Origin of the sequence: Rhodomicrobium sp. (genome assembly GCF_047605405.1) — a bacterium.
Classification (GTDB): Bacteria; Pseudomonadota; Alphaproteobacteria; order Rhizobiales; family Rhodomicrobiaceae; genus Rhodomicrobium; species Rhodomicrobium lacus.
Genome location: NZ_JASGFR010000019.1, coordinates 12,134 through 27,217, shown reverse-complemented (window position 1 = coordinate 27,217; position 15,084 = coordinate 12,134). Strand labels below are relative to the sequence as shown.

Sequence of the window (15,084 nt, the reverse complement as noted above, 5' to 3'; positions counted from 1 at the left end):
CCTCAAATTCGTCCCATCCGGCAGATGTCATATTCGACGGCCAAGGTGGCCGCGCTCGGTCGCGTTTATCTTGTTGAATTTCGCTAAGGTTTCGCGAGATTGCCATAGCATTTCGCGAAAGCGCTGCTTTTTCATGACACGGGGATATTCCGGCCTCGATTGAAAGCTATGGATCGGATGTTTTATCTATCCAAATTGGTATGGGCGGTGCTTCAGCCTTCCAACTTCATTGCCCTCCTTCTCCTGCTCGGCATCGGGCTGCTCGCACTGCGAAAGCGCAGCGCCGCGCTCCGGCTGATCGTTGGCGCGACGGCTCTTTATGTCGTCGTCGCCTTCTCGCCGCTCGCGAACTGGCTCCTTCATCCGCTGGAACACCACATAAAGCCGGGCACGGAACGCGATGTAACCGGGGCAGCCGGAATCATTGTCCTCGGCGGCGGTATTTCGGGAGCGATCCCGTCCGAGGACCGAGCGATCCCGATGGGGGGAGCCATCGAGCGGGTGACGGAAACCTTGCGCCTCGCGGTGCGCCATCCCGAGGTTCCCGTCATCTTCTCGGGTGGAAGCGGACTGATCCTGCGGTTGGGGGACGAGCCGAACGAGGCAGACGCCGCACGGCGATTCTTCGCGGGCTTCGGCATTGTGCCGCCGCGCCTGCAACTCGAAGACCGTTCGCGCAACACGCTCGAAAACGCCACCCTGAGCGCGGCCATGCTCAAGCCGAAGCCGGATCAGCGTTGGATCCTCGTCACGTCGGCGTTCCACATCCGGCGTGCGACGGCACTGTTCGAGGCACAGGGCTTCAAGGTGGTGCCGTGGCCGGTGGGTTATCTGACGAATGGTTCCGACGATCTGCGGCAGCCTTTCGGGCGCGGATCGGAGGGGCTGCGTCGCATGGACCTCGCCACGAAGGAATGGCTCGGCTTGTTCGTGTCGTGGCTGCGCGGAGACTTCTCACCGGCGCAGAACGGAGGAAACCTCGTCGAGCCCGCGCGCGTTTCCGGCTCATGACCACACGCAACCCCGTCATTCGCGCCGGCATCGGCGGTTGGACCTATGAACCGTGGCGCGGTCTCTTTTATCCGAAGGGCCTGCCGCATGCGAGCGAACTTCGGTTTGCGAGCCGCGCGCTCCCGTCCATCGAGGTCAACGGCACGTTCTATCGCACGCAAACGCCCGCCACGTTTGCGAAGTGGCGCGACGAGACGCCGGAGGGCTTCGTGTTCTCCATCAAGGCGCCGCGCGCCGCCGTGATGAAGCGTGTGCTCGCGGAGGCGGGGCCAGCGGTCGAACGCTTCATGGCAAGCGGGATTTCCCGGTTGGGCGGCAAGCTCGGACCGATCCTGTGGCAGTTCGCGCCGACGAAGAAATTCGACGGAGACGACATGGCGGCGTTTCTGGCGCTCCTCCCTCGTGAAGCGGGCGGCCATCCCCTGCGCCACGCGCTCGAAGCCCGCCACGAGAGCTTTCGCACACCCGCCTTCACGGATCTCGCGGCGAAGGCCGGAGCCGCCATCGTCTTTGCGGATTCCGACGACTATCCGCTGATCGATGAGCCAACCGCCAGCTTTGTCTATGCGCGGCTTATGAAGGCGCGGGCAGACGAGGAAACGGGCTATGCGCCCGCCGAGATCGCGGCCTGGCGGCAGCGTGCCGAAGGCTGGGCGGCAGGCGGCCGAGACGTGTTCGTGTATTTCATCGACGGCGCGAAGGAGCGCGCACCCGCCGCGGCTCAGGCTTTTCTCGCAGGGCTCTGACGGCGCGGTGCCGCCGCCCTTACGGACGCAGGAACGCCTTCGCCTGCTCGGTCAGATAGGCAAAGGCCCGCGCGCGTTTCGCGTCGTCCTGAAGCACGGACGGCAGGACGCCGTAAAGCGCAATCTTGTCGGTTTGCGAGCCCGGCATGCGGCACACATAAACGCCTTCCGGCGCGCTTGGCGCGGGCCTGACGCGAGACACATGGAGCATGCTGCGCGCGGCGTCTTCGCTCCAGATTTCGAGCGCGAAAGTTCTCCGGGCAAGCCGCAGCCATTTCGGCGCGCCGAACGGGTCCGCATCGCGGCTCACAGGCTCCTGACAGAAATAACTGCCCTTCTCGTCCTTCACATCGCCGGTGACGACGAGCAGCGTCTCCTGCTTCACGCCAGACCGCGTCACCACTCCGGCTTGAGCGCGGATAACGTCCAGCGCGGTGTCGAGATAATACCGTTCGAGAGAGCCCGGTTCGAAGATTGCCTCTGGCGCGGGATTGACGTGCGAAGCGGCAATCAGCTCGCGCAGGAAATCGTTGCGCGCGCTGCCGTCGGCGAGAGGAGTTCCGCCGTCGGTAACCTCGATCTTCCTTGTATCGAGGGTCACACCGGCCTGCGCGCGCGCCAGCACCTTCCTCTCATACCGCGCCGACGACACCGTGCGCACCAGATCGAAGACGTTCGTCCACATGGCTTCGACGCCGGAAGCGCCGATCGACTCGGCCAGTTTCGAGTTGGTCGAGAGCACCGCGATGAAGGTTGACCCGGCCCGCTGCAGCGAACGCGCGATGGTGCCGTCGCGAAGTTCCTGCGCGTCGACGAGCGGTCGCGCTTCGAGTTCGCACAAGGGCGCGTTCGGTCCGTTGAGGATGATGGCGGCGGCGCCCGCTTCGGCCGTGCTGATGAGAAGCTCGCCCGCGTCGATGGTGGGAGGCAGGCGAAGGCGATAGACGCTGCCGTCGCTGACGGTGAAGGGCAGCCCGCGCGGGCGCTGCTGCGGCTGGAACTTGGGCCAGCCCTCGCCGATGCGCCGGTTCATGGACACATCGAGCGCGGGATCGCAGCCGCGAACAGGCTCCCCCGCCGCGCCCGTGATCCTGATCGCAAGGTCTGCCGCGCGCACGAAAAGCGGCTCGACCGTCACCACAACGCGTTGGGCGTCGTTGTTCACATCGCTGATGCGGAAATGCGGCATCTGCATTTCGAGATAGGCGGCATCCTGCGCGCGCCTGAACGAAGCCTCGGGAAGATCGGCGACCAGTCCGACAGGCGTCGGCGTCAGGATCTTGCCGTCGATACTGATGCTGCCCTCGGCGCGAAGCACGTCCTCCGCCGGAAAGATCTCGCCCGATTGCCGCCGGAACACCAGCGTCAGGCGGCGTAGCGTCTTGGCCGCATCCTGCCCTGGCACGGAGCCGTCCACGGAAGGTGCGGCCGGGGAAGGGGCGCTTTCGACGGGCTTGCCAGTGGAAGCGGACGGCGATCCTTCCTGCTGCTGCTGCTGCTGCTGTTGAGCGGGCGGCGCAGGCGGAGCGACAGCAGGAGCTTGCGCAGGGTCCGAAGCTTCTTGCTGCGCATCGGGGGCGCGATCGTCCTCTCTGGATGGAGACAGTCGAGGCACCGAAGGCGCTTCGGGGGTCGCAGGCTCCGATTTCGGCGCGGGCTTTTCAGCCTCGGCCAGGGGTTCGGGCGTGCCTTGAAGCGCCGGTTTGCCAATCTCCGCCGGAGCGACGGGCTCGGCGGTTTTCGGTGACGCGTCCTCCGGGACGTGCGCGGGCTCGCCTCCGGCCGGCTTGGCGTCGGCGGTCGAACCAGCGGCATCGGGCTGCGTCTTGGGCGATGCCTCGGGCGACGATGGAGTTGCGGGTGGAGGCGGCGGAGGCGTCCGGTTTCCATCGGCAGGCTTCGGCGCCGGTACTTGCTCTTGTGGCGCGGAAGGCGTCGGCGGCGGCGTAATGAGCGACGGCGTCGTCGGCGGAACGACCGGCGCGGGCTGGGAGAGCGCGGGCGGCAGTTGGCGGCGGGGCGGCGTGGCTAGCGCTGGCGGCAGCGAAGGCGCGGGCCTGTCCTTCACCTCGGGCTTGCTCTGCGGGTCGGCGGGCTTCGGCTCGACCGCTTTCTCAGGCGCGGGAAGCGGCTTGGCCGGTGCGATCTCTTTCAGCGGCTTTTCCGGCTGGACGGAGCGAGGCTCTTCCGCGCGCGTCGCAGCGGTCTGTCTCGATTTCACGAGATGATTCACGAGCGATGCGCCGAGCGTGACCGAGTCGGGCGGGCAAGACCCCTGACAGACCAGCAGCGCCGGAACCCCGCACAGGAAGAACGGACGGATCTCGTCAAAACGCGAGCCGCCGCGCTTCAGGCGGAAGCCCACATCGGCGAAACTCGTGCCGATGTCGAGCAGCTTCGATGGCGCGAATGCGACCATCTCCGCATCCTCTTTCAGTTCCTCCAGCGACGCGCCCTGCCGCCCCACGAAGAAGACGGGCACCTTCATCGGCGATTGCTGGGCGCCGTCACGCGCGAGAACGCAGGTGCGCGGCGCGCGGCTCGTGAAGACGCCGATGCGATCCGACACGTCGAGATAGAGGGCGAAAGACTTCCGATAGGTGTTCCGACCCGCCGACGACGGAAAAAACGGCATCGGCTCCGCGGCTTCGCCGAAAGGTTCGAGAAGGAAGCGGCGCGACTGAAGGTCGTGGCCGACGATGAGCGTATTCTGCGGCCACTTCGCGCAGGCGTTCGACCACTCCGCCGCCGCCGGGACAGCGCAGATTGCAGGCGCGAGACCGGCCAGAAGGGCCAGCGCGCTGAAAACGCGTCGATAAACGGGCGGTGCGGGCATGCAGTGGAAGCGGGCCGGATGGTTGATGCGCGCAATTTACCTCGAATTGAACAGTTTCGCAAAAGCACCCGCACCGCATCGTTAATTGAGTGTCGCTTTACAGCCCGGCGGGACAAGAACCTTCGCGGGCTTGGAAACGAAGTCTTGTCCTCGCGCATGTTACCGCTAAATGAATGGCGAGGTTCTGGACATCCCACAGCGATCATGGCTGACCCCTATACAATTCTCGGCGTTTCCAAAGCGGCGACGGATGACGAGATCCGCAAGGCATACAAGTCGCTCGCGAAGAAAAATCATCCCGACCTGAACCCTGGCGACAAGGAAGCCGAGGCGCGGTTCAAGGACATCTCGGCCGCCTACACCTTCCTCGGCGACAAGGAAAAGCGCCGCGCCTTCGACGCGGGCGAAATCGACGAGCACGGTCAGGAAAAGCCGCAGCGGCGCTACTACCGCGACTACGCGGATGCGGGCGCGGGAGAGCGCTATTATACGAGCCCCGAAGGTGGGTTCGAGGGTTTCGGCGGCTCCGGCGATTTCAGCGACCTGTTCGGCGACATCCTGCGCCGCCGCGGCGAAGCCGGCGCGGGAACAGGCGGCGCGCAGTTCCGCATGCGCGGCGGCGACCTTCATTACGCGCTTCCGGTCGACTTCCTCGAAGCGGTGAACGGCGCGAAGAAGCGCGTCGACATGCCCGACGGCAAGACGCTCGACATCACCATCCCGGCGGGCGTGGAGGACGGCCAGACGCTGCGCCTGAAGGGGCAGGGCATGCCCGGCATCGGCGGCGGCCCCGCTGGCGACGCGCTCATCACCGTGAGCGTTCTACCGCACCCTGTTTTCCGACGCGAAGGGCAGGATATCCGATCGGTTTTGCCGGTCACGCTTGGCGAGGCGTTGTCCGGCGGTTCCGTCCCGGTGGAGACAGTCACCGGGCGGGTGAACGTCAAGATCCCGAAACACTCGAATGCCGGGCGCGTGCTGCGCCTGCGCGGCAAGGGCGTTCAGGGCAAGATGAAGGGCGATCATCTCGTGGAGCTTCAGGTGGTTCTGCCGCCCGAGCCGGACGCCGCGCTCGAAGATTTCGTGACTGCGTGGGAGAAGGACCACCCCTATGATCCGAGGCAGGGAGGCTAGAGCATGATGGTCGGCGAAACCGAGATCGTCACCCGCTTCAGGCTCGACGAAAAGGTTCTGGAACGGTGGATCGCCGCCGGGTGGGTGAAGCCGAGGCGCGGCCCGCAAGGCTTCCTGTTCGACGAGACGGACGTCGCGCGCACGCATTTTCTCTGCGACCTCAGCTATGGCATGGACCTTGGCGACGAGGAGATGACCATGGTCTTGTCGCTGGTCGATCAGCTCCATGGTGCGCGCGCGTTGCTTCGTGCGATGACCGAGGCCGTGCACAAACAGCCTGACCACGTCCGCGAGGCTATTCTGACGCACGTGCGGGTCGTCGTGGGACCGCGAGAGTAGGCGCGGCGCCGCTTGCCCCTCTGCGAGCTTGCATTCATTTTCTTGACGCGCGGCAACGCGCTCGCTTTATGCTCGGCGCATTGATCGCGGCCGGAACAAGTCAAGGTGAGTGCGTGATGCCTGCGAAGAAGGAAATCGTGCTCATCGGTGCGGGCCTCGCGCACGCCAACGCCTTGCGTGCGTTATGCAAGAGCGTGCACGAGCATGCGCGTCTTACCGTCGTCACGCGGCATCCACGCACACCCTATTCCGCGATGCTGCCCGGCCTCATGGCGGGCTTCTATACGAACGACGACATCCATATCGACGTTGCCGGGCTCTGCCGGTTCGCGGGAGCGAAACTCGTCGTGAGCGAGGTGTCGGGCATCGACATCCACGCGCGCCGCGTTTTCTGCGAAGCCCGCGAGCCCATCCCGTTCGACATCCTGTCCATCGACACCGGCTCGACGCCGAACACGCACGAGGTGCCGGGCGCGGACGCGCACGCCGTCGCGATCAAGCCGGTAGACAAATTCCTCGCGGGCTTCGAGGCGGCGCGGGCGCGGCTTCTGCAAAGGGGCTCTGCGCAATTCGTGGTCGTGGGCGGCGGCGCGAGTGGCGTGGAACTCATATGCACCATGGAGCGCGTGCTGCGCGCCGATCTCGAACGCGAGGGGCTCAACCCCGACGCTGTCGGCTTCACCCTGCTGACGCGCAAGGCGGCGATCCTCGACATGTTCTCGCATGGGCTCGGCACGCGCTTCGAGCGGATTCTCGCCGCGCGTGGCATCGAGGTGATCACGGGCAAGAACGCGAGCCGGGTCGAAGCGGGCGCGGTGCACACCGATTGCGGGGCGGTCGTGGCCTATGACGAGCTTTTCTGGACAGTCGAAGCGTCCGCCGCGCCGTGGCTCGGCGAAACCGGCCTCGCGCTCGACGAACGCGGGTTTGTCGCGGTTCGGCCCACCATGGAGAGCATCTCGCACGCGGACGTCTTCGCGACAGGCGACGTGGCGTCTTTTGTGGGGCGCGCCGTGCCGAAGGCGGGCATCTATGCCGTGCGCCAGAGCGTCGTGCTGGCCGAGAACCTTCGCCTCGCGGCGGAGGGCGCGCCGCTCAAGCCCTTCCTTCCGCAGAAGCGTTTCCTCCAGCTCATCACGGCAGGGGAACGCTACGCGGTGGGCGCGCGCGGGCGCTTCAGCTTCGAAGGCCGCTGGGTCTGGCATCTCAAGGACCGGATAGACCGGGGCTTCGTCTCGGGGTTCAAAAGGCTCGCTCCGGCCGCTGAGACGGTCAAGTCGGCGTGAAATCGCTTGGCGAGGCGCCGCCGCATCCCTTATCGCATGTGAAAGCGAATGGAGCGCACATGCAGCAAGCCGCGTCGGCATCGACCAGCCAGCCACCGGGCGCGGCGGAAAAGTTCGCCGATCCCGTCTGGACCGCAAAGGGTGAGCGGCGCGCTTCCGTGCCGCTGACGCGCCTAGACACGGTGTGGTTCAACACCGGCACGCTGTGCAACATCGCCTGTGAGCATTGCTACATCGAAAGCTCGCCGAAGAATGACCGGCTCGCCTGGCTCACCGTTGCCGATGCCGTGCCGTTTCTCGACGAGATGGCGCGGCTTCCTCGTCCGGTCTCGCTCGTCGGTTTCACGGGCGGCGAACCGTTCATGAATCCCGATTTCGTCGCCATCCTCGAAGAAACGCTCGCGCGGGGTTTTGAGACACTGACGCTCACCAATGCGCTGAAGCCGATGGAGCATCGGAAGGCCGATATCGCGCGGCTCGCGGCGGTCCATGGCGCGCGCCTTCGCATCCGCGTATCGCTCGACGATTTTCGCGAGGGGGTACACGACCGCGAGCGCGGCGGCGCCGCCTTCGCCGGTGCGCTTGGTGGCCTCGAGTGGCTCTGGAACGCCGGCGTTCGCGTAGAGATTGCCGCGCGATCCCTTCAGGGCGACGACGAGCACATCATTCGGCGCGGCTTCGCGACGCTGTTCGCGGATCGCGGCATCGTGCTCGACTGCGACGACCGCCAAGTGCTTGTGCTTCTGCCCGAAATGCGCCCCGACGTCTCGCCGCCCGAAATCACCACCGCCTGCTGGGGCATTCTCCGCAAAACACCGGACGACGTGATGTGCTCGAATGCGCGCATGATCGTCAAGCGCAAGGGCGCGGCGCGGCCAAGCGTCGTGGCGTGCACGCTGCTGCCCTATGACGAGCGTTTCGAACTTGGCGCGACGCTCGATGAAGCGTCCCGCGCGGTGCCGCTCGTGCATCCGTGGTGCGCCACGTTCTGCGTGCTGGGTGGCGGCTCCTGCGGTTCGGCGCGGGCGTCCGGATGATGCGCTCACGTCTGAGAGATCCGCTGTTCTGGCTCGCTCTCGTCGCGATTGGCCTTGCACTCACGGTGCATGGTCTCGGCTGGCCCAGTTTTCTGACCTTCACCCATCTGAAGGCGCACCGGCAGGAAATCCTGGCCTTCGTCGCGAACAATTACGCGCTCTCCGCCGCCGCCTATGTCGGGCTTTACATTTTCGTGGTGGCAATGTCGCTGCCATCCGCCGTGCTCCTGACGCTGACCGGCGGTTTCCTGTTCGGCGCGGTGGCGGGAACGATCCTGACCGTCATCGGGGCGACGGCGGGCGCGGCGCTCGTCTTCCTCCTCGCAAGGGCGCTGGCGGGAGACACGCTCCTCGCCCGCTTCGGCGCGACAGGTCAAAAGCTCGTGCGCGAAATCCGTGCAAACGCCTGGTCCTATCTGCTCGTGCTGCGCCTTGTGCCGCTGTTCCCCTTTTTCCTCGTGAACATCGTGCCTGCTTTCGCGGGCGTGCGTTTCTCGACCTTCGTGCTGACGACATTCTTCGGAATCATGCCGGGCACGGCGGTTTATTCGATGTCCGGGGCGGGGCTCGGCTCGATCCTTGATCGCGGCGAAACGATTTCGTTCAGCGCCATCATGACGCCCGAAATCCTTGGCGCGCTCATCGGGCTTGCTGGTCTCAGCCTCGCCATGATCCCGATAAGGCGCAGATTTTCGAGGGCGCCCGAAGACAAGCCGGATGGCCAGCCGGGTGAAACACGGCCCGTTCGCGAGCATTCTCATTGACGCGGGCGCGCCTTTGCCGCACATCTAGCCCCAAATCTCGCATTGCAACACGACGGAAAGAAAGGCGCGGCTCGGCATGGACTTGCGCAACATCGCCATTATTGCCCACGTCGACCATGGCAAGACGACGCTTATCGACGTACTTCTGAAGCAATCCGGTTCGTTCCGCGAAAACCAGCGCGTTGCCGAACGCGCGATGGATTCGAACGATCTCGAACGCGAGCGGGGCATCACGATCCTCGCGAAAGTGACGTCCATCAACTGGAAGGACACGCGCATCAACATCGTGGACACGCCCGGCCACGCCGACTTCGGCGGCGAGGTGGAGCGTATCCTGAACATGGTGGATGGCGCGATCGTGCTGGTGGACGCGGCCGAAGGCCCCATGCCGCAGACGAAATTCGTGGTGTCGAAGGCGCTCAAGATCGGCCTTCGTCCCATTGTCGCGATCAACAAGATCGACAAGCCGGAAGAGCGTCACGTCGAAGTGGTGAACGAGGTGTTCGACCTGTTCGCGAACCTCGACGCGACCGAGGAGCAGCTCGATTTTCCGATCCTCTACGGCTCCGCGAAACAGGGCTGGATGGCGCTCGATCCGCATGGCCCGAAGGACAGCATGGCCCCGCTGTTCGATCTCGTGCTGAAGCATTTCGCTCCGCCGAAGGCCGAAGGCGGACCGTTCCGCATGCTCGCGACCACCATCGAAGCCGATCCGTTCCTTGGCCGCATCCTCACGGGCCGCGTGTCGAACGGCGTCGTCAAGCCCAATCAGGCCATCAAGGCCCTGTCGCGCGACGGCAAGGTGATCGAGCAGGGCCGCATCTCGAAGGTGCTCGGCTTTCGCGGCCTTGAGCGCCAGCCCATCGACGAAGGCACGGCGGGCGACATCATCGCCATATCGGGCCTGACCAAGGCCACCGTTGCCGACACGATCTGCGACGTGTCCGTGACGGAAGCGCTCGAAGCGCAGCCGATCGACCCGCCGACGCTGACCATGACCTTCCGCATCAATGACGGGCCGTTCGCCGGTCAGGAGGGCGACAAGGTGCAGAGCCGCGTGATCCGCGAGCGCCTGCTTCGCGAGGCCGAGGGCAACGTCGCGCTGCGCATCGGCGAGACGCCGGACGCGGACGCGTTCGAGGTTTCCGGCCGCGGCGAACTCCAGCTCGGCATTCTCATCGAGACCATGCGCCGCGAGGGCTTCGAACTCACCGTGTCGCGTCCGCGCGTCGTGTTCGAAACGGACCCCGCGACGGGTCAGCGGCTCGAACCGGTCGAGGAAGTCATCATCGACGTGGACGAGGAGCATTCCGGCGCGGTCGTGTCGAAGCTCTCCGAGCGGCGCGGCGAACTCGTCGACATGCGGCCGTCGGGCGGCGGTCGTCAGCGGCTCATCTTCTACGTGCCGACGCGCGGCCTTATCGGCTATCAGGGCGAGCTTCTCACCGACACGCGCGGCACCGCCATCATGAACCGGCTGTTCCACAATTATTCGCCGTACAAGGGTGAAATTCAGGGCCGCCGCGCAGGCGTGCTGATCTCGAACAGCACGGGTGAGGCGGTCGCCTACGCCCTGTGGAACCTCGAAGATCGCGGCCCGATGATGATCGATCCGCAGACGAAGGTTTACCCCGGCATGATCGTCGGCGAGCACACCCGCGAGAACGATCTCGAAGTGAACGTGATCAAGGGCAAGCAGCTCACCAACATTCGCGCGGCAGGCAAGGACGAGGCCGTGCGCCTGACGCCTCCGATGAAGATGCCGCTCGAAAAAGCGCTGGCCTATATTCAGGACGACGAACTCGTCGAGGTAACCCCCAAGTCCATCCGGCTTCGCAAGCGCTATCTCGATCCGAACGAGAGAAAGCGCATGGAGCGCGCGGCTTCGGCGGCAAACGCGGGCTGACCGTTTTCTTGAACCGCAGACCGTTCAGAGCGCCGCGCGAGCGGCGCTTTTTTGCGCGCGGAACCCTGCGCACGCCTGACCCAAGACAATGTGATTTTTCCGTGTGCGGCGGAACGCGCCACTCTGACAGCGGGCGCAGAGAGCGCCTATCCGCGCTTCCGCTCCACGCCGCACCCACGGAGCGGAAGCGCTTCATTCAGGGGGGTGAGAGTGAGACTTCTTTCCGGCCTCGTGATCGGGTTCTCCGGGCTTGCCGCGCTTCTTCTCGCCGCGACTTTCGTCCTGCCGTGGGCGGCAGGCTACGGTTATGCCGCGACATTCTTCTATGCTTACGAAAGCGCCTGCCCCGGCAAGAGCGAACCGCTGACCGAAAACAACTATCGCGTCTTTCTGCTCAATCGCGGCTGCACGCTCGAAAAGGCCATCGACGATCTGGCAAGCGACTATCGCAAGACGCCCGAGCGTCTGCTGGCGCTCTACAAGGGCGATGTGAAGCCTGAGAGTGCGGACGAAGTGATGGTAACCGACGCAGTCCGCGCGGAGTTGAAGCGCTCCTTCAAGCCGTTCGGTCTGGCGAGGCATTGCGCGCCGGGCGAAATATGCAACGAAGGCCTTTCGCCATTCTGGGGCGATGACGCGGTCAGCCGCATTTTCGCGAAGGCGGGTGACCTCTACCTCAGCCACGCGGTGCCGGTGTTTTACGACGGCCTTGGCACCGGCGCGCAGCATATGGCTACGCTGCTCGCCACCGGGCCGCTGGCGCGGGGGCTGCTGTTCGTCGTTTACGCCACAGGCGCGGCGATTCTCCTGAATATCCTGTGGGGGCTTTTGCGAAGGGCGGCCTCTTAGAGCCGGATCCGATGCGGACCGTCAGGCGGGCGCTGAGCAGTCCGGCTCGGGCTTGCCCGCAGCGCGCGCCGTTTCCTGCACGCATTTATCGGTAACGGGTGCCGCGGTTTCGACAAGCCCGATCCACGAACGCACGCGCTCCGCGTCGAAACCCGCTTCGCGGCGGCCGTCCACCTCCATCAGCGGGCGCCGGATCAGAAGATGATCCGTGAGCATGAGCGCTATGGCTTCGACGGGGTCGAGCGTCGAAGGCACGATCTCGCCGGATTTCACGCGCGGCGAGGACATGTTGAACCACTCCGCCACCGGGCGCGTGCCGAAGAAGCTGCGGAGACGCTTCCCGTCCCACTCCTCGGCAAGGATGCTCTTCACATCGAGCGTATGGCCGCTTGCCTTGAGCAGCGCCTTCTGCCTCGCGTTCCCGGCGCAACCGGGCTTTTCCCAGAAAATCACATGCGCCATTCACTCAACCCGATTGTCGCGCGGAAAGCGGTTTCGCCCTGGAAATCCTCGCGGCGCGCGGCTGCCCGTAGGTCAGCGCCGTGATGATCGCCTGGGCGATGTCCCGGCCGCCCTTGTCGATCCCCTCCCACGTGGCCGAGCGCCCGCGCGGATCGATTTCGAGAAGCTTCGTTCCCAAAAAGACTTCCGTGCCATCGCGAACGATGCCGCGAACGATGCCATCGATTGGTGCCGTCACCGACTCGCCGTTCAGAACGCCGACGGGGAAATTCTTGAAGACGCGCGTGCCGATCTCGACGGCGCAATGCCATCGGCCCGGCGCCTTCGCGAGTGCAAAGCGCTCCGGTCCAACGCCACCAAGGCGGCGCTCCTTCGATGCGGGCGCGGCGGTTCGGCCCGAGAAAAGGGTGATGCCATTCTTCGTTGGCTGTGTCTCGATAGCGATATCGCAATTCTCTCCGACGCTGAAGCCGGGACCGACGCCGACGGTGATGCTCGCGAGATGACGGATGTCCGGAACGACCGCGCGATCCTGCATGCGCGCATCGACAAGCAGATGCACAGCGGCCATGGGAATGAGGTCGAGCAGACCGAGCCGGGTGACGGCGACGCAATCGCCGCTTCCGAGCAGCATCGCGGTTGCGAGCGTCGTTTCGGCGTATTTCGCCTTGACGCCTTCGAGTTCGGCGCAATCTCCGAACAGCGCGTCATGAAAGGCCATTTGCCGCCGGATCACGGGCGGGTGCGTATCGTGCGAGAGAACTGCGCTCCAGCCTGCGCGATAAAGGTCGACAGCAATGGCCGAGGCGATCTCGTTCGTTCCGAGAATCACCGCGAAAGCCGAGCGGAAGCTGCGGGGCGATTGAGGGGGACGCGGCATTATGGTCATGATGGACCCCTTAGGCAGGCAGCCGGAGGGGCGACCTTTGCGGCCACGCCCTCCGACGCACCTTTGCGCCGCTTGCTAGACCGGACGATGCTCGTACTTGTTGCGGACCGGCAGCATGATACCGAGCCCTTCCTCGTAGGTGATCTCCGGGTAGCTCTCGTCGAAGGAAGCAGCAGCGTCGGCAATCGCATCGAGCTTGCCGGCCGTGTCCTTCTTCTTCAGCGTCTGCTTGTCGAGATAGAGAAGGTCGAGGATCTCGGCGTAAACGCCCGCCTCGTCGATCGGCAGGATGTAATACGTGATGCCGTTGTAGGTGGCGCGGAACTTCTTCGAAAGGTCGATATTGTTGCAGTACAGGAAGTACTTGCCCGGGGGCGTCAGCGCATCGCCCAGAGCTTCAGCGACGTCCTTCAGATATTCGAACGAGTGCAGGTATGTGGTGAAGAACGAGATTGTCGTCTCGCCTTCCTGCGAAGCCGCCATCACCTGATCGATCTTCAGCTCCGGCGGGCGCGCTTCGTCGGCGAGCTTCGGCGCGAACTTCAAAGCGATGTCGCCGCGAAAACCGAAGCGGCCCGGCTTGTGGGTGGGCGACTTCAGAACCGGATTCAGCAGGCGTCCCTCGGCTTCGAGCTTCGCGAAACCGGTCTTGGAGATATCCGTCATTTCTTATTTTTCCTCGTCGTTGCGGAGATGATCCGCGAGTTGATAAAGCCGTTCTTCCAGTTCCAGGCGGATCTTTTCGTCCGTCACCACAGCTTGCAGGGCTTCCCGCATGCATTGCATCCAGGCGTCGCGCTCGTGGGGCCCGATCGGCATGGTGGCATGGCGTGACGCCAGACCGGCTTGCCCAAGCGACGTTGATATCCCCGCAGGCCGGTTGAGCCACTCGCTGAAGTAGCGCTTCATCACGCCCTTCGTCTGCGCGAGGTCTTCCCGATGCAGGTCGCGAACCGAGCGCGCCTGTGGCAACGCGTCCATCCGCTTGAAAAACTCTTCAATGATCCGGTCGACAGTTTGAGCGCCGCCGATCTTGGTCAAATACGTCATAGTCAGGCCCGTCTATGTGTGGCGAAGGATAAGCAACCTTCATACCAAATCAATTTGGCAGGAGCGTGGGTCACTTTTCAATGACTTATGTCACTTGACATGGGGAGATGTCGCAAGCGCGACAGCGCGTGTCAGACTTCACACACCGGGGCTCGCCCTTGGAACGCGCGGAAAGAGCTGCACCTTCGGTTTCGCGCTGACGCGGCCAAGCAGGATGTCGGCCTGACGGCGGACGGCCTCGATGGTCAGCGGCTTGGGAATGATCGCATGCGCGCCCGCGCCGATCCAGGCTTTCGCATCTCCGGCATCCGTCTCTTCAACGACGACGGCGACTTTCGCTCCGGGAAGGCGATCGGCGATATCCTGAAGAACGGACAGCCCCCCGCCTTTAACCAGGGAGGCATCGACGATGATGAGATCGGGTTTCCATTCCGCCCCCTTCTCGAAGGCCGCGTCGATGTCACGCAATTCGTGCGTTTCGTTTCCGTCTGTCAGCATGAACGTCAGGATCGCGCTCGTTACTTCATCGCCCGATACGACGAAGACGCGCTTGTTATCCGTTCGCGATGTGTCGACGCCGATGCGCATCGTCTCTTCTCCCTGCTGCTGGCCGATGGCGACAATTCTATCGCGATCCTGCAATTTCCGCGCCCGTTCGTTTCCCTGCCCTGTCCGTTTTCATACACGCGGGATGTGCGTGTCGGCTTTGAAACACGTCCGTTGAGCCCGCTTTTGCGACATTGGACCGTTAAGTCCTTTTTAGAACGGTTCTTTC

General features: G+C 64.4%; 15 protein-coding genes. 9 read left to right on the top strand and 6 right to left on the bottom strand.

Annotated elements, in window-relative coordinates; all coding sequences use genetic code 11:
• The first annotated feature begins 177 nt into the window (after positions 1 to 177).
• Together QM659_RS09380 and QM659_RS09375 are read left to right on the top strand one after the other, a co-directional pair.
• Entirely contained in the window at positions 178 to 1,011 is an 834-nt protein-coding gene (locus QM659_RS09380) for a YdcF family protein (protein WP_415188215.1), read from the top strand.
• The gene (locus QM659_RS09375; RefSeq protein WP_415188214.1) at positions 1,008 to 1,757 is read left to right on the top strand and encodes a DUF72 domain-containing protein; all 750 of its coding nucleotides are present in this window, start codon (positions 1,008 to 1,010) and stop codon (positions 1,755 to 1,757) included. The genes QM659_RS09380 and QM659_RS09375 overlap by 4 nt, the downstream gene beginning before the upstream one ends.
• Before the next feature lie 19 nt (positions 1,758 to 1,776).
• Here the strand turns inward: QM659_RS09375 and QM659_RS09370 are convergent, their stop codons facing one another.
• Entirely contained in the window at positions 1,777 to 4,593 is a 2,817-nt protein-coding gene (locus QM659_RS09370; protein WP_415188213.1) for a hypothetical protein, read from the bottom strand.
• 204 nt (positions 4,594 to 4,797) lie between these two features.
• Between QM659_RS09370 and QM659_RS09365 the strand changes: the two genes are divergently transcribed.
• From QM659_RS09365 to QM659_RS09335, 7 genes are all read left to right on the top strand, one after another.
• Positions 4,798 to 5,727 carry a DnaJ C-terminal domain-containing protein gene (locus tag QM659_RS09365; RefSeq protein ID WP_415188212.1) on the top strand — a complete coding sequence of 310 codons (930 nt, stop codon included), beginning with the start codon at positions 4,798 to 4,800 and terminating at the stop codon, positions 5,725 to 5,727.
• A 3-nt stretch (positions 5,728 to 5,730) separates the two neighbouring features.
• Entirely contained in the window at positions 5,731 to 6,066 is a 336-nt protein-coding gene (locus QM659_RS09360; protein WP_415188211.1) for a hypothetical protein, read from the top strand.
• Between the two features lie 116 nt (positions 6,067 to 6,182).
• Positions 6,183 to 7,352, top strand: coding sequence for an FAD-dependent oxidoreductase (locus QM659_RS09355; protein ID WP_415188210.1), 1,170 nt, complete (start codon positions 6,183 to 6,185; stop codon positions 7,350 to 7,352).
• 59 nt (positions 7,353 to 7,411) lie between these two features.
• Positions 7,412 to 8,389, top strand: a complete 978-nt coding sequence (locus tag QM659_RS09350; protein ID WP_415188209.1) for a radical SAM protein — start codon at positions 7,412 to 7,414, stop codon at positions 8,387 to 8,389.
• Positions 8,386 to 9,153 carry a TVP38/TMEM64 family protein gene (locus tag QM659_RS09345; protein ID WP_415188208.1) on the top strand — a complete coding sequence of 256 codons (768 nt, stop codon included), beginning with the start codon at positions 8,386 to 8,388 and terminating at the stop codon, positions 9,151 to 9,153. Before QM659_RS09350 ends, QM659_RS09345 begins: the two co-directional genes overlap by 4 nt.
• A gap of 76 nt (positions 9,154 to 9,229) precedes the next feature.
• Positions 9,230 to 11,059: a translational GTPase TypA gene (gene typA, locus QM659_RS09340; RefSeq protein WP_127077082.1), complete on the top strand. Its 1,830-nt coding sequence runs from the start codon at positions 9,230 to 9,232 to the stop codon at positions 11,057 to 11,059.
• Positions 11,060 to 11,269: 210 nt separating this feature from the next.
• On the top strand, positions 11,270 to 11,908 hold the full coding sequence (locus QM659_RS09335) for a hypothetical protein (RefSeq protein ID WP_415188207.1): 639 nt from the start codon (positions 11,270 to 11,272) through the stop codon (positions 11,906 to 11,908).
• Between the two features lie 21 nt (positions 11,909 to 11,929).
• Here QM659_RS09335 and QM659_RS09330 read toward each other — a convergent pair whose 3' ends face one another.
• The 5 genes from QM659_RS09330 to QM659_RS09310 all read right to left on the bottom strand — a co-directional run bounded on the left by QM659_RS09330 (position 11,930) and on the right by QM659_RS09310 (position 14,951).
• Positions 11,930 to 12,370, bottom strand: coding sequence for an ArsC/Spx/MgsR family protein (locus QM659_RS09330; RefSeq protein ID WP_303484087.1), 441 nt, complete (start codon positions 12,368 to 12,370; stop codon positions 11,930 to 11,932).
• Between the two features lie 4 nt (positions 12,371 to 12,374).
• The gene (locus QM659_RS09325; RefSeq protein ID WP_415188206.1) at positions 12,375 to 13,259 is read right to left on the bottom strand and encodes a xanthine dehydrogenase; all 885 of its coding nucleotides are present in this window, start codon (positions 13,257 to 13,259) and stop codon (positions 12,375 to 12,377) included.
• A 75-nt stretch (positions 13,260 to 13,334) separates the two neighbouring features.
• Complete coding sequence (locus QM659_RS09320; RefSeq protein WP_415188205.1) at positions 13,335 to 13,925, bottom strand: hypothetical protein; 591 nt, start codon at positions 13,923 to 13,925, stop codon at positions 13,335 to 13,337.
• Between the two features lie 3 nt (positions 13,926 to 13,928).
• Entirely contained in the window at positions 13,929 to 14,300 is a 372-nt protein-coding gene (locus QM659_RS09315; protein ID WP_303484081.1) for a group II truncated hemoglobin, read from the bottom strand.
• Positions 14,301 to 14,447: 147 nt separating this feature from the next.
• Entirely contained in the window at positions 14,448 to 14,951 is a 504-nt protein-coding gene (locus tag QM659_RS09310) for a response regulator (protein WP_303484079.1), read from the bottom strand.
• Positions 14,952 to 15,084 lie beyond the last annotated feature (133 nt).

What these genes read in the sequence shown, in the direction of transcription:
- QM659_RS09380 (WP_415188215.1), top strand. Translation starts at nt 178, where the DNA reads ATGTTTTATCTATCCAAATTGGTATGGGCGGTGCTTCAGCCTTCCAAC.
- QM659_RS09375 (WP_415188214.1), top strand. Translation starts at nt 1,008, where the DNA reads ATGACCACACGCAACCCCGTCATTCGCGCCGGCATCGGCGGTTGGACC.
- QM659_RS09370 (WP_415188213.1), bottom strand. Translation starts at nt 4,593, where the DNA reads ATGCCCGCACCGCCCGTTTATCGACGCGTTTTCAGCGCGCTGGCCCTT.
- QM659_RS09365 (WP_415188212.1), top strand. Translation starts at nt 4,798, where the DNA reads ATGGCTGACCCCTATACAATTCTCGGCGTTTCCAAAGCGGCGACGGAT.
- QM659_RS09360 (WP_415188211.1), top strand. Translation starts at nt 5,731, where the DNA reads ATGATGGTCGGCGAAACCGAGATCGTCACCCGCTTCAGGCTCGACGAA.
- QM659_RS09355 (WP_415188210.1), top strand. Translation starts at nt 6,183, where the DNA reads ATGCCTGCGAAGAAGGAAATCGTGCTCATCGGTGCGGGCCTCGCGCAC.
- QM659_RS09350 (WP_415188209.1), top strand. Translation starts at nt 7,412, where the DNA reads ATGCAGCAAGCCGCGTCGGCATCGACCAGCCAGCCACCGGGCGCGGCG.
- QM659_RS09345 (WP_415188208.1), top strand. Translation starts at nt 8,386, where the DNA reads ATGATGCGCTCACGTCTGAGAGATCCGCTGTTCTGGCTCGCTCTCGTC.
- typA (WP_127077082.1), top strand. Translation starts at nt 9,230, where the DNA reads ATGGACTTGCGCAACATCGCCATTATTGCCCACGTCGACCATGGCAAG.
- QM659_RS09330 (WP_303484087.1), bottom strand. Translation starts at nt 12,370, where the DNA reads ATGGCGCATGTGATTTTCTGGGAAAAGCCCGGTTGCGCCGGGAACGCG.
- QM659_RS09325 (WP_415188206.1), bottom strand. Translation starts at nt 13,259, where the DNA reads ATGACCATAATGCCGCGTCCCCCTCAATCGCCCCGCAGCTTCCGCTCG.
- QM659_RS09320 (WP_415188205.1), bottom strand. Translation starts at nt 13,925, where the DNA reads ATGACGGATATCTCCAAGACCGGTTTCGCGAAGCTCGAAGCCGAGGGA.